14 protein-coding genes and 1 tRNA gene are annotated in these 12,781 nt (G+C 39.3%); 7 read left to right on the top strand and 8 right to left on the bottom strand.

Features of this window, described 5'->3' with window-relative positions:
- Positions 1-135 precede the first annotated feature (135 nt).
- Positions 136-471: a GlpM family protein gene (locus Q0788_RS01615; protein WP_224737711.1), complete on the bottom strand. Its 336-nt coding sequence runs from the start codon at positions 469-471 to the stop codon at positions 136-138.
- A gap of 190 nt (positions 472-661) precedes the next feature.
- Positions 662-2,332 (bottom strand): thiamine pyrophosphate-binding protein, encoded by a 1,671-nt coding sequence (locus Q0788_RS01610; RefSeq protein WP_298807426.1) that lies wholly within the window; start codon positions 2,330-2,332, stop codon positions 662-664.
- Positions 2,333-2,592: 260 nt separating this feature from the next.
- Between Q0788_RS01610 and Q0788_RS01605 the strand changes: the two genes are divergently transcribed.
- Positions 2,593-2,667 (top strand) — tRNA-Gly (locus Q0788_RS01605).
- Positions 2,668-3,093: 426 nt separating this feature from the next.
- On the opposite strand, the gene Q0788_RS01600 is transcribed toward Q0788_RS01605, so the two are convergent.
- Complete coding sequence (locus Q0788_RS01600) at positions 3,094-3,321, bottom strand: helix-turn-helix transcriptional regulator (protein WP_298807424.1); 228 nt, start codon at positions 3,319-3,321, stop codon at positions 3,094-3,096.
- 196 nt (positions 3,322-3,517) lie between these two features.
- Between Q0788_RS01600 and Q0788_RS01595 the strand changes: the two genes are divergently transcribed.
- The 6 genes from Q0788_RS01595 to Q0788_RS01570 all read left to right on the top strand — a co-directional run bounded on the left by Q0788_RS01595 (position 3,518) and on the right by Q0788_RS01570 (position 7,779).
- Positions 3,518-3,733, top strand: a complete 216-nt coding sequence (locus Q0788_RS01595; RefSeq protein ID WP_011513303.1) for a hypothetical protein — start codon at positions 3,518-3,520, stop codon at positions 3,731-3,733.
- Between the two features lie 19 nt (positions 3,734-3,752).
- The gene (locus Q0788_RS01590) at positions 3,753-4,997 is read left to right on the top strand and encodes a tyrosine-type recombinase/integrase (protein WP_298807421.1); all 1,245 of its coding nucleotides are present in this window, start codon (positions 3,753-3,755) and stop codon (positions 4,995-4,997) included.
- Positions 4,994-5,287: a hypothetical protein gene (locus tag Q0788_RS01585; RefSeq protein WP_298807419.1), complete on the top strand. Its 294-nt coding sequence runs from the start codon at positions 4,994-4,996 to the stop codon at positions 5,285-5,287. The genes Q0788_RS01590 and Q0788_RS01585 overlap by 4 nt, the downstream gene beginning before the upstream one ends.
- Before the next feature lie 10 nt (positions 5,288-5,297).
- Complete coding sequence (locus Q0788_RS01580) at positions 5,298-5,618, top strand: hypothetical protein (RefSeq protein WP_298807418.1); 321 nt, start codon at positions 5,298-5,300, stop codon at positions 5,616-5,618.
- Positions 5,619-5,977: 359 nt separating this feature from the next.
- Positions 5,978-6,304 carry a hypothetical protein gene (locus Q0788_RS01575; RefSeq protein WP_298807416.1) on the top strand — a complete coding sequence of 109 codons (327 nt, stop codon included), beginning with the start codon at positions 5,978-5,980 and terminating at the stop codon, positions 6,302-6,304.
- The gene (locus Q0788_RS01570) at positions 6,301-7,779 is read left to right on the top strand and encodes a DUF4041 domain-containing protein (protein ID WP_298807414.1); all 1,479 of its coding nucleotides are present in this window, start codon (positions 6,301-6,303) and stop codon (positions 7,777-7,779) included. The genes Q0788_RS01575 and Q0788_RS01570 overlap by 4 nt, the downstream gene beginning before the upstream one ends.
- A gap of 188 nt (positions 7,780-7,967) precedes the next feature.
- Here Q0788_RS01570 and Q0788_RS01565 read toward each other — a convergent pair whose 3' ends face one another.
- From Q0788_RS01565 to Q0788_RS01545, 5 genes are all read right to left on the bottom strand, one after another.
- Complete coding sequence (locus tag Q0788_RS01565) at positions 7,968-8,435, bottom strand: hypothetical protein (protein WP_298807412.1); 468 nt, start codon at positions 8,433-8,435, stop codon at positions 7,968-7,970.
- 257 nt (positions 8,436-8,692) lie between these two features.
- Positions 8,693-9,931 (bottom strand): PD-(D/E)XK nuclease family protein, encoded by a 1,239-nt coding sequence (locus Q0788_RS01560; RefSeq protein ID WP_298807411.1) that lies wholly within the window; start codon positions 9,929-9,931, stop codon positions 8,693-8,695.
- A 42-nt stretch (positions 9,932-9,973) separates the two neighbouring features.
- Positions 9,974-10,411, bottom strand: coding sequence for a DUF1810 domain-containing protein (locus Q0788_RS01555; RefSeq protein WP_298807410.1), 438 nt, complete (start codon positions 10,409-10,411; stop codon positions 9,974-9,976).
- 64 nt (positions 10,412-10,475) lie between these two features.
- Positions 10,476-11,570, bottom strand: coding sequence for a WYL domain-containing protein (locus Q0788_RS01550; protein ID WP_298807409.1), 1,095 nt, complete (start codon positions 11,568-11,570; stop codon positions 10,476-10,478).
- Positions 11,571-11,624: 54 nt separating this feature from the next.
- Entirely contained in the window at positions 11,625-12,482 is an 858-nt protein-coding gene (locus tag Q0788_RS01545) for a protein phosphatase 2C domain-containing protein (RefSeq protein WP_298807408.1), read from the bottom strand.
- Between the last annotated feature and the right edge of the window lie 299 nt (positions 12,483-12,781).

The following is a 12,781-nucleotide window of genomic DNA, read 5'->3' as shown; positions in this document are numbered from 1 at the left end:
ATATTAGCATCACCATCAGACCTAGCAGCCAATACCAAATCAATAAAAATACTTCAATAAAAAAAGTTCAAATATTAAAGTGAAGCCCATAAAATGCCATTGCTGTGCTAAAAAGAGTTTACGTCTTAATATTGCTTAACCCTGAATGTATTGCCATGTCAGTACCAAAATAGCCGCCGCAACCGTCCAAGCGACTACCCCTAATAGCAATGCCTTGTATAAGCTCATATAACTGATGCTAAAAAACACCACAAAGGTATAAATCAAATGCGGTATGACGCCAAGCATACTGAATATCAACGCGACCTTTAAATCAGCGGGACTGCGCTCAGTACCAACGATAAAGTGACTGATTAACGTAAAAGTGGGGAATAGCGGCGCAAGTGCCGCCAAATAGAAAAATCGGGTTTGGGCGAACATTTGAATCGCCAGTACCATCAAGGCGCCGATAAGCATTTTTAACCAAATCACGACGGGTCCATCTCCTGTTGATTATAAAGGCTGAACGTAGCCCAATCCGCCATGATACTAAAGTCTGCAAACTGACATAAGAGCAATCGCTGATTAATTAATCCGTATGATAAAAAAATGCAAAAACCCCACTTAGCTAAGTTGCTAAATGGAGCTATTTACTTCTATTAAGTAAGCTTCTACGAATTGCTTAATCCTTTTTTGGCTTTAGTGCCGCGCTGATGTCTGCTAGCAATGGCGGTATATCATGCTTGTCTGCGATCACCTCAATCATTATAAGCTTATCGGTAGTCGCAGCAGCTTTGTCGAAAGCAGATTTTAGCTCGCCTGCCGTCTCTGCTTTGAGCAATACACTGTTTGCTTCGGTGGCGCCAAAAGCTTTTGGCATGATCTGCCAATCGCATTTAGGAATATCGTTATAATATTGATTTTCGCCATGAATGGCACGCTCTACCGTATAACCATCGTTATTGATTAGGACGATGACTGGATTGATACGCTCTTGAATCATGACCGCTAGCTCTTGAATAGTCAACAATGCTGAACCGTCCCCAATTAATAACACACTGCGTTTATCTGGCGATGCGATTGCCGCGCCCAAGCTGGCAGGCAACGTGTAGCCAATTGAGCCCCACATCGGCTGCCCATATGATGTCACCCCTTCTGGCAGACGCACATCACTGATACCAAAATAGGCTGTCCCTTGTTCAGAAAACACCAAATTATTGTGATCTAAGCGGTCAGCGATAATATGCCATAAATCATCTTGGCGGATAGCCTCACTGTCTTTACCTTTTTGTTCGTGCGGCTTAACTTCTTCACAGAAAGGTTTTGGCACGATGTTAATGCCAGAGGTCATCACTTCATGCAGGGCTTGCAACGCATCTTTTAGCGCAATCGGTGCAAAGTTTTTACCACTGATAGCAGCACGCTCATAATGCAAGTCTACGACCACATCTTCATTGATATCTTGGCTAAACCCTGCGGTAGTAGTATCAGTATATTGCACCCCTACTTTGATGAGGCATTCGCAGTTTTCTACCGCATCTTTGACAATTGGACGCGAAGCAACACCCGCATAAGTACCTGCCCAACGATCGCTATTTTCATCAAGCAGCGTCTTGCCCCAAGATAGCGTGGTATAAGGAATATCTGTCTCAGCGATCAATGCTTTGAGCTGTGACTGTAAGCCTAAACGATGCACCATCAAATCTGCCATTAGTGTTGTGGTCTTATTTGGCAAAAACTCGGTTAGTGCTTGCTTGAAATCCGACAATGCCGCTTGGCTGGTAATATCTTCTTGGCTATCGATCAACTTGGTCGTTGGTGGATAGATAGGCTGGCGCGCAACGTCTGGTGATAATAGTAAGTAACCTGGGCGATGCTTTTTGAGAATTAAGCGAATCACTCTATCAATTTCTGAAGCAGCATTTTCAGGGGTAATCTGCGCTCGTGCTACCGTCACAGGCTCGACCATCTTAATAAAATGATTGAATACACCATCACCAAGCGAATGATGAATACGGCGCTTTGAGTCTTGTAAGGCTGTGCTTGGTGCACCGACGATATGCAATACCGGTGCGTACTCAGCAAAAGAACCTGCGGTCGCGTTAATCGCTGACAGCTCGCCCACGCCAAAAGTCGTCACCATGGCGGCAAATCCACGCTCGCGTGCATAGCCATCGGCAGCATAGCCAGCATTTAGCTCATTGGTGTTACCCACCCAGCGTAGCTTGTCAGAGGCGAGAACGTTATCCAAAAAAGTTAAGTTAAAATCACCAGGTACGCCAAATATCTCAGAGGCACCCGCTTCTGCGACACGATCAAACAAATAATCAGCGATGGTATATTGTTGACTCATTTTTTATCCTTATGACTTATCTTTGTAAGTATTGATAATTGTGAATGTGATTACGATTAAATTATAAAGTGCGTCCCAGCTTATTTATGTAATACAAAGCTTTTGGAATACATATTATAATAAACCGTTATAACATATATCTACGGCCAGAAGACACGCCTATTTTAATAACTTTAATTTTTTTCGTCATAGGTGTTGACACCTAAAAAAAACTGCGTATAATACGCCTTCATCAACTGACGATAGTTAATTGATAATTAGCGGGAATAGCTCAGTGGTAGAGCATAACCTTGCCAAGGTTGGGGTCGAGAGTTCGAATCTCTTTTCCCGCTCCAAATACTTAAAAAGCCTCACTTAACAGTGAGGCTTTTTTTTGTCCAATTTTCAAGGCTTGTAGCGTTTTTATATCTTATTGTTCAATCAAATTATTAAGTTAATCTAACGAGATAAAAGTCTCAAAATCAGCACCGTGACCAAAACGTGACCATTTCGTGCCCACGCTATAAACACTGATTCTATAATTGACCCCAACTTACATCCCTACCTTTATAAAAAACAACGCTAAAAAATATTTTCTTAACGTTGTTTTTTCTTTTCCATTACTTTTGTAGATTGACCTCATAGCGTGACCAGAACGTGACCAAATCATGGAAAAGTAAATATAAAAAATAACCCCAACCTTAATTGCATACTTTAAAGCGCCTTTTATATAAGGCTATACAGCTGTTTCTCTACTCATATATTTCCAGTTTTGTAAGTCTTCAAGACTGGTCACCCACATCTTCAGTATTTGGCTTATAGATAAACAAGTCACCTACCTGCACGTCTAAAAACTCACATAACTGGTCGATAGTATTGAAATCAATTCTTGATGACTCTTCATTATATAGTTTATGAAGGGTTGATTTACTCATGCCTGTTGCTCTTACAACATCTGCTACACGCAATTTTTTCTCTGCCAAAATAACAGGAAGTTTAGACACGATCATAAAATTTACCTCTTTTCGGGTAAAAATGCTTTACATTGCAGTAAAAAGGTAATATATTACACAAATCGGTTATTAATTACCTTTAAGCGGGTAAATTTTAACTGATTCCTTCAAGATGCATTTTTACAGGCTGATAAAATAATTTTTATTCTATCACTTAATGCAATCACTTAATAACTGAAAAGAGGTAAATACCATGAGTAATACTTATTTAACAACTGATGAGTTAGCCGAACGCATCAAGTACGACGCACGTACTATCCGCAATCAAATGAAAGACACCGTTTTGATTGAAAACATTCACTACATACGCCCGTTTGGTGGTCGTAAGATTTTGTATGTATGGGAACGTATCGAAGAAGATATGTGCAAGCCGGTTATGAGCGCTATCAACGGTATGGCACTTCAATAAAAAAATAAGGAGATTTACTATGGCTACTATGCGAGGACGGTTTGGCAAGCTGGTCGTTGACTTCCGCTACTTAGGTAAGCGCTGTCGAGAAAAGACCAGTTTAGAAGACAACCCAGCTAATCGTAAAAAATTAGCGCAAGTCATGAAAAAAATGGAAGCAGAAATTACCCTAGGCATCTTCGACTATGCCGCTTACTTTCCAAAAAGTGAACGGGCACAGGAGATGATAGTACTGGCTGATAGAGCCGAAGCTTGTATCAGTCGCAATCCGACTTTTAAACAGTTTTCAGAGACTTTTTATGAGGAGAAGAAAATTGAATGGCGACCAAGCTATCGGCAAAAAACAAAGATTATTTTGAATAAGTATTTATTACCTGAGTTTGGTGGTAAAGCGGTACATGCCATAAAAAAACCAGACTTGCTGACCTTCCGTAGCTCCCTCGCCAAAGTTCGTTACGGTAAAGATGGTCAGTCAAGTCTGTCAGTAGCACGGATCAACCAGATCATGATACTACTTCGTATGATACTAGAAGAAGCATCAGATCGCCATGAGTTTGAGATGCCTTATAAAAATATTAAGAATCTTAAACAAGCTCGTCCGGATGTAAATCCCTTTACGCTGGCTGAGGTATGGCTGATTTTAAAGCATGTCCGCGCGGACTATAAGCCCTACTACACTATCCGCTTTTTTACAGGGATGCGTACCAGTGAGATTGATGGGCTTAAGTGGGAGTGCATTAACTTTGATCGCCGTGAGATCAGTATAAGAGAGGCATTAGTCAATGGTGAGATGGGTCCGACGAAAACGTTAGGCTCACAACGTGACATTGCGATGTCACAGTTAGTCTATAACGCCTTATTAGAGCAGAAGGCACGCACCTATGGAAAGTCAGAGTTTGTGTTTTGCAATTCACAAGGCAACCCAATGGAGTATCGTAATGTGAATAGACGGGTATGGAAACCCACCCTTGCCCTACTCGGTCTTAAACACCGGCGTGCTTATCAGACTCGGCACACAGCAGCGACGCTTTGGCTCGCTGCTGGTGAGAATCCTGAGTGGATAGCTCGACAGATGGGTCACAGTAGTACGGAGATGCTATTTCGGGTGTATAGCCGCTATGTGCCTGATATTACCCGTCAGGATGGCTCAGCGATGGATAACTTACTACTGGCGAGCAAGGAGAAGCTAATCAGCGCATCGAATAGCTCTGACACTAAAGGACTAATCACAAATGCACAAACTGACAAGGAGACGTCACAATGAAAATCATCAATTATGAAGAGCTGTTTGGTGAGTTTAAACCTGATGGTGCAATCAGTGCAGATGCAAATCTTATCGCCAATGCATTGATGCGTGAGTTGTACGTTTCATCGGGTTATAACCTAGCGCGCTTCTTAGGAGTGAAGCGGTGCTTTAATAACGATATGGCGATGCGTATATGGGTACAGAAGCGCTTGGATGCTCAGGATGGGTACTTTGTGGAAGATATAAGTATTAAGCTTCAAGCAGAGCTCTATGAGCTATTACCGCAGTCTGGTTATGGTGGCTACTGAGGAGGATATGATGAGTGTAAAACTTCAACCCAATATGATGCAGAGCACATATGATATCAAAATATGTGAGGATTACTGGACATACGATAATAAAAGCGGCTTTATTAAACATGTGAAGACGCTTTGTGAGAAGTATGAGGTCAGCCCTCAAATACTGTTTGAAACAATCGCTCAGTGTTATGCCTACTTAGACGATGTTGTATGTGAGTATTGCGGTTATGCTTGTCCAATTGAAGTACCTGCTGATATTCCTTATATGCGCGCAAAAGACGGTTGGTTATGCGCAATATGTGAGCATGCTTTATGGCGGATAGATAAAAAGCAGAAATAAGTGTTAACTATTATAAAAGCCAGACTACTCAGGTTGTCTGGCTTTTTAGTATGAGGCATCTATTAAACTCAATCCAACTTTAATATGCCATTACATTGGTTGATACCTGTCTGGTATGAGCAAGTAAATTACTTATTCTACGCAGTAGCTACGTTAAAGATAGAGTATGTATATTACTCATATTTATTTTTACCTGCACCTTTATAGAAATCACATTTTGAAATTTCAGCTAAGCGCTTGAATGAATATAATCCGACCTATCATCTTCGTTTGTTTCTTAGGTTTAAAAGTAGATAAAGATAGCAAAGGAAATTTAAATAGTTACAATATACAAAAGTAAGCTAAATTAAGAATACATTATGGCTAAACCAAAATTCGTACCCACTGTTAGAAAAGTGTATAAAGCCTACCAAAAGATCCAACGTGAACAAGAACGTCAAGAAAAGCGAGTTCGTGCGTCAAGGTTACGGCAGGAAAAAGCTAGATTAAGAGAAGAGAATCAGAGAAATAAAGAGTTAGAAAGACAGCGTATTCAACAAGAGAAGGCTTATAGACGCGAAAAGGTTAAAGCTGAAAAAGAGTATCAAAAGGAGGTTATTGAGCGTGGAAAAGTAGCGCTAGCAATGCGAGTTGAGGCGCGTGTGCAGCTTAAAGAAAGGCTATTAGATTTGGAGATGGTTTTATGACGGGGATTGATATTAGTGTTTTGATCGTTGTTTCTACGATTACATTTATCATTGGCTTTATTGTTGCACACAAGCGTTTCACCAATAGTCTAGGTTCACTCAATGATATTATAAAGCAGTTCACTCAATGGTATGCCAAGCTTGAAGTCGTAAAAGACGAGCTGTGGAAAGCTAATCAAAAATTCGAAATTGAAAAGCAACAATCGACGAATGAGATAGTAAAACTAAATGTAGATATAGAACAAAAGCAAAGACTACTGAATCAACTAGAAAATAAAACTAGCGATCTACAACGTATGGAAGCTAGTCGACAGACTATAGAACAAGCATTCAGTCAGCTGCCTTATAAACAGAAAAATTTATCAGACTTGGAAGATCAACTTGCAGAGTTGAAGAGTGAATTGTCACTTTATACAGATATGAAAAGTTATGTGGATTACGGTTTTTATCCATTACCTGCTTATGGGGAAGCAACCAGCAAAGAATATAACCAAAAGCTTAAAGCTATCCGAGAAAAACAAAAAATAATGCTTAGAGAAGCTACTGCATACACTTATCCAGATTATATAGAAATAACGGGTGATACCACATATGACAAACGTTTGTTAAAAAATCAAGGTTACTTGTTAATTCTTGCTTTCAATAGTGAAAGTGATTATTTAATTAATAAAATAAACAGTAGTAATTACGAATCCGTATTAACTAGGATAGAGAAACTTGCAGAAAAGCTGGAGAAACGCTTAATTAGCTTAGAAATTGGCCTCTCTTTAGACTATGTAGAGCTAAAGATGCAGGAGTGTACTGTGTATTATCAATATAAATACCAAAAAATGTCTGAAGCTGAAGAGCAGCGTGACATTAACGCTCAAATGCGTGAAGAAGAAGCAGCTGATCGTGAAATACAACAAGCCTTAAAAGAGGCTAAAAGAGACGAGCAGATGGTAAGAGAAGCCATGAATAAAGTACGTAAAGAATTAGCTTATGCTTCCGCTGAACAAAAACAGCAGTATGAGCTCCAATTGCAAGAACTCAATGAGAGATTAGTAGAAGCAGAGTCGCGTAAAGAGCGCTCTTTATCAATGGCGCAGCAAACTAGACGAGGGCATGTATATATTATTAGTAATGTCGGTAGTTTTGGTGAAGACATTTATAAAATTGGCATGACTCGTCGACTAGAGCCTTTAGATCGTGTTAAGGAATTGTCCAGTGCATCTGTACCATTTGTCTTTGATGTGCACGCTATGATTTATAGCGAAGATGCTCCAGCTTTAGAGAAAGAATTACACAGTTATTTTGATTTAGCCTCAGTTAACAAGGTCAACAGTCGTAAAGAATTTTTTGAAGTTACATTACAAGAAATTCGTGACTATGTAGAGGATGCCGGGTTAGAGGCTCATTGGACAATGGCTGCTGATGCAGCTGAATACCGTCAGAGCTTATCGATTCTAGAGCAACAAATGGAATTTTCTGCCTAATACGTCATAACTAGTCATAACTAGTCATAACTAGTCATAACTATTAGTTAAAATATAGCTAACTAAGCATTGGTGTAGTTAGCTTCTCATTATGCCAATACTTAGTTGCTTCTTGAAAAGTAAAGAGTGTCTTATAAATTATAATTTTGACCATTGGCAAGATACTGGACACTTTTCTAAAGTTAAGCTTATACCCAAGCTTCAGCATATATCGCTCTTAAACAAAAAGAGTTGAGCTCGTTAGTAATGCTTTGACTGTAATATACCTCTGTACCATCATAAACTGATTCAATAGCTTCTGATATATAAGCAAAGTCTTCTAGTGCAAGGTTTTCGCTGCTCTCTGGATTGACAAATAGTCCTCTAATATCACCAACGCTAGATATTTGGCTTATCAGCTGCTGTGTGGCTGTTTCTATTAGATCTGATTCAGCTTTACCTGTTGTGGTAGTCTGAATAAATTTAAATGGACTACTACATTCAAACAAACTTTTGATATCACAAGCATTCAGACAAACATCATAATGTGAAGAGTAGACATCTAATAGATCGATCACATCTTCTACTTCATTAGACTGACATTTAATGATCCACTTTATGATATCTAGATTGTCAAAGAGGTGTTGAAACGCATTATTACCCGTCTGTATGCCCACTAAAAAATCAGCTCCCGACTTCCTTTTCAACACCAATAATGTTTGCTCATCCTAGTCATTGCTGGTGACAAAATAACTGATAATAGATGGCGGAAAATAATCCATGATAGGACGGTATAAAGCCGCACATATTGGATAGTCTCCACAACTATTAGTTCTCATAATGATGTCGTCCACATGTCTATAGAGTTGTAATCAGCACTATTGTTGGCTCATAGAAATAGTTTTTTTTGTCAGCATGAGGTACAAAGACCAGCTCAATCACTAAAACAACCTTTTTCATTTAAAATTCGAAAAACCTTATCCATTTCTTCCAAAATTTTATCTGCCATCGTGCCTTCATTTATCATTAACCATGCCTCACTCGAACCTTTCCAATCCTGCGGATTAAAGTAGTAGTAAGCAGGCCACTGAGCAGAGGAGCTCACTTTTTTATCAGTCAGCATCGTATTAAGTACCGTTTTCATACTTTCTGTATGTGGACAAGCTTTCGCGGCTTCTACAGAAATAAACTTAATACCTAGGATTGGACGATCAAACCCTGCATTATCGAACTCGAAGCAAACCCATGCCTTATCATAGCCAGGAATTATGAATCTAATCTGTTCGTATCTTTTGCCCTCGCCGATATAACTAATATCTAATTCGTAATCAGTTTTTTTATATTTTGCTAACAAATCTATTTTCAACTTAGCTATCAGCTCTTTCTTCATTCGATCTACAGTGTTAGACACCTTGATACTTGCATCAATAGTAGCTGCATTCTGTTTAATGATATCTAAAATTGCGTTGTCTTCATTCATATCTTCTATCCCCATAAACTGTTTTTGAATAAACTTAGTTAGCTGTGCAATAAACTCACTGACACTGTAATTCTGGCATTCTACTTGACAAGCTTTAAGCCAACCAATCAGACCCCTAAATCTAAGATGACTATATTGATTGCTGGTTATCCAATCTTCCAAAGTTTCAGTATCAACGCTATATTCACTTGGTACGTCATTATCTTCGTTTAGATAAACAAGATGCCAATGCTTGTGTTTTCTATTTTCAAGTTCAATAGCATAGTCTTTCATTTGGTCAAGCTGATCTGCTGCATAAGGTTTATTTTCAATACAAATACCGTAGCTGTCATCACCCACCTGACATCTTAAGTAAATATCCATACGGCGTTGGGTATTACTTTTTCCCGTCACTTCTTCAAGAAAAACGTCTGTTTTCTCAAGGTTGTTAAAGAAAATCTGCCAGTTATCATTTTTATATATAACAGGCAAACAATGCTCAACAAATAACCTTAAAAAGCCTTCCTGTTGAGCATGACTTCCTTTAGGATCAAGCAGAGCCGCTAGAATACGACTAAGTCCTAATTCATCAGTATTAATATAATCAAAAGTACTGAAGTCTGGAGACAATTGACGGCTATAGAGTGCTTGCGCAGTCTCTAAAGCGTTAATCTTTTGGCTAACATCATTTATCAAACTTTGCACGGTACTCATACTCATATTTCCTTTTAAGACCTCGTTCGGTTATGTTTAGCGCTATTGCTGGTCATTGATTTGCCTTAGCATATTGATAGTGTTTATATCGTAACTGCCTGCATAAAACTGATATAAAAGCTGCTCAAATACACACTTGTTACCAGCTGCAAAGGCAAATAATGTTAGCGAGGATTGCAGCTTTAGGTTATCTGGAGAACCAAAAATATCTAAAGCGCTTTTATCAGGATGCAACAGCAGTAATTTAGTACACTCTATTAACCGTGCTCCAAGCACGTCATGCTGCAAATACGCTTTTGCCTGATCAAGACTCTCTATTGCAAAGCGTCGAGACTTTGTACTGTGTCCTAGCCCTTTAACCTGCGGAAAGATAAACCACATCCAATGCGTACGCTTATGCCCTTCGGTTAACTCTTTAATAACCGATGGATAAATAGTATTTTGAGCTTGGATAAAATTGTTGAACAAAGAATCATTCATAATGCTACTCCTATGTATCCTTTCAGAAGTTTGAACCTCTAAATTACTTTGAATTTATTAATAACTAAGCCTGATTTTCATAAAGCTCTAACGCACTGTTTAAACGTTCAAGAATAACTTCCTTCAGCTCCAATGGTTCAATGACAACGGACAATTGCGACATGCTTACCAGCCAATCCTGCAAACGATAAGTATTGGCAACCGTAGCGCTGACTTGATTCCAATTGTCATCAATCTTAGTAATCTTCTGATCTGTCGATAAGGGGCGCTCGTATAAATGCTGACAGGCATACTTTTGTACTTTTAAAACCAGTTTAATCTGGCTATCAATAGTCGGCTCTAATCTACCCAGTTGATGCAAATGCTCTAATGAAAAAGCCTCACGCCCTACCCAGTCAGGTATTGGCTTATCTGTGACTACTGCCCCGGTAATACGATTGACCGCAAAGTTGCGATGCGCTTTTAATAACACATCATCATCGATATGGTCATCAACAGGATTAAAGCCAGTGAGATAGATCATATTGTCAATAAAAATCAGTCCTTTGGGATACACCACTCTTTGAGTTGGCTGGTCTTCCCATTTGTTTTGATAGCTTATGTGTAATGGGCGATTTTGTAGCAAAGCCTGATGAATACTGCCAAGCACATCACTATCAAGTTGTGGTGCTTGCACGATACTAGGCAAGGTGATGAGATGATTTTGCCATTGCCCTAGCTTACTTTTTTGGAAACTCTCCTTATCCTGCCGTCGTAGTTGGGTGAGCTTATCTGTGACTCCTTGTTTAAAAGAAACTGGTAAATAGTTTGCGGTATATTTATCCAGCATCTCCCAAAAGAACACGGCTTGCTCATTAAGGCTATCGATACTAAAGCTGGGTTCAATATAAAATCGTGCCGTCTTGCCGCTGATTATTTTTCCCCATCTCGGTACTCGAACCAGAGCATCACTATAAAAAATATCGTTAAAGATTTGGTTTAAGCCAGTCAAATCATTCTCTAAGTTTTTACGCTCATTCGTATAATTATCTGGATTATCCCCATATGCGATCATCAACTCTGTCAGTGATATAGCATCCGCTTCACTACGAGGCAGGCATTGATATAAAGCAAATAGACGTGCTGACTTTGTGTAGCTGGCGATTGGATGTGTAGGCATAGTAGCTTCTCTATTAGACTGATGGAATAATCAACTCATCATTAACATAAATGTTCAATCAAAACGAACCAAAATCGCGGTGCCATTGTCATAAGCATTGCCATCAGATTCATAAACTTGATTCTTGAGATTGATTAGCCAAGCTTGTAAATCCGTTTTAGCACTGATAAGTTGCCATTCATGACTCAGCACTAAGTCATGAATGGCATCCGTACAAACCACGATACAATCTCCGCTATTAATATCAATCTTGCAAGAGCTGTCTTCTGGCACTTCACCACTTAAGTAACTGTTATCAGCCGTCAATGCAAAGCATTCAGTAATGCTATACAGACTCCCCGCCATACCCTCTCGGTTATAGTCTGCAAACTCCGCTTGCCGACCCTGCTCTTGTGCTTGCTGGTCAATGAGCTCATTCAATAGATTATGATCTCGAGTCAGGCACTGCCACTGTGATGCGCCTTTGGATAGCCGATAAACGCGACTGTCACCCACATGCGTTATCGTTGCTTTTATGGTTCCATCATCATTTAACTCACAGGCAATCATCGCGAGGGTTGCCGCAGCACCATGACGCTTAGATAAGTGTTTAGCTTCATTAATCAGCTGATGAATACTATCTGAAGAAATACTCTTCTGATCGTTCCATAACCGTCTGATTGCTTTTACCACTGCCTTTGAGCAGTGCTGTGAGTGATTAGAGCTTGCCACGCCATCAGACACTGCCAAGCAGAAGGGCACTACAACTGGAGTCACTGCCATCATCCCTAAGTCTTCTTGATACCAATTGCCTAAAAAGAAAAAAGCATCTTGCTGCAATTTATTACTGGCATTACCTAAGAAAGTAACTGCACAAGCTTGTGCGATAGAGGGGATTTCTTTTGAAAGACAATTATTTGAAGAAGCAATCATGATGGTAAGCCCATATGTTTATCATGAAGCCTAGTATAGCGAACAACCTGTAATTTTATTTTCTAGGTTGAGATATAAGATCATTTAATTTTACGTACATCGATGAAGATTAAATAACAGGTAAAAGCGATTGAAACTGCCACAACAATAATGGCTTTATTTAAAATATGTAGGCATAAATCAGAAAAGACACAACGATTATATTGTGTCTTTTCTGATTTATGAGCTACTACCAAAACTTTGCTTCAACGTAAGACAAAATATAAGATTTTTACTGGCAAAGCTGAGATTACTATGTA

It is taken from the genome of uncultured Psychrobacter sp. (genome assembly GCF_947500265.1).
GTDB lineage: Bacteria > Pseudomonadota > Gammaproteobacteria > Pseudomonadales > Moraxellaceae > Psychrobacter.
This window is presented reverse-complemented; position numbering and strand designations above follow the sequence as displayed.

Bases quoted from the DNA above. Each gene is read 5' to 3' on its own strand.
- Q0788_RS01585 (WP_298807419.1), top strand. From the start codon at position 4,994: ATGAAAATCATCAATTATGAAGAGCTGTTTGGTGAGTTTAAACCTGAT.
- Q0788_RS01555 (WP_298807410.1), bottom strand. From the start codon at position 10,411: ATGAATGATTCTTTGTTCAACAATTTTATCCAAGCTCAAAATACTATT.
- Q0788_RS01590 (WP_298807421.1), top strand. From the start codon at position 3,753: ATGGCTACTATGCGAGGACGGTTTGGCAAGCTGGTCGTTGACTTCCGC.
- Q0788_RS01580 (WP_298807418.1), top strand. From the start codon at position 5,298: ATGAGTGTAAAACTTCAACCCAATATGATGCAGAGCACATATGATATC.
- Q0788_RS01550 (WP_298807409.1), bottom strand. From the start codon at position 11,570: ATGCCTACACATCCAATCGCCAGCTACACAAAGTCAGCACGTCTATTT.
- Q0788_RS01610 (WP_298807426.1), bottom strand. From the start codon at position 2,332: ATGAGTCAACAATATACCATCGCTGATTATTTGTTTGATCGTGTCGCA.
- Q0788_RS01595 (WP_011513303.1), top strand. From the start codon at position 3,518: ATGAGTAATACTTATTTAACAACTGATGAGTTAGCCGAACGCATCAAG.
- Q0788_RS01570 (WP_298807414.1), top strand. From the start codon at position 6,301: ATGACGGGGATTGATATTAGTGTTTTGATCGTTGTTTCTACGATTACA.
- Q0788_RS01575 (WP_298807416.1), top strand. From the start codon at position 5,978: ATGGCTAAACCAAAATTCGTACCCACTGTTAGAAAAGTGTATAAAGCC.
- Q0788_RS01545 (WP_298807408.1), bottom strand. From the start codon at position 12,482: ATGATTGCTTCTTCAAATAATTGTCTTTCAAAAGAAATCCCCTCTATC.
- Q0788_RS01600 (WP_298807424.1), bottom strand. From the start codon at position 3,321: ATGATCGTGTCTAAACTTCCTGTTATTTTGGCAGAGAAAAAATTGCGT.
- Q0788_RS01560 (WP_298807411.1), bottom strand. From the start codon at position 9,931: ATGAGTACCGTGCAAAGTTTGATAAATGATGTTAGCCAAAAGATTAAC.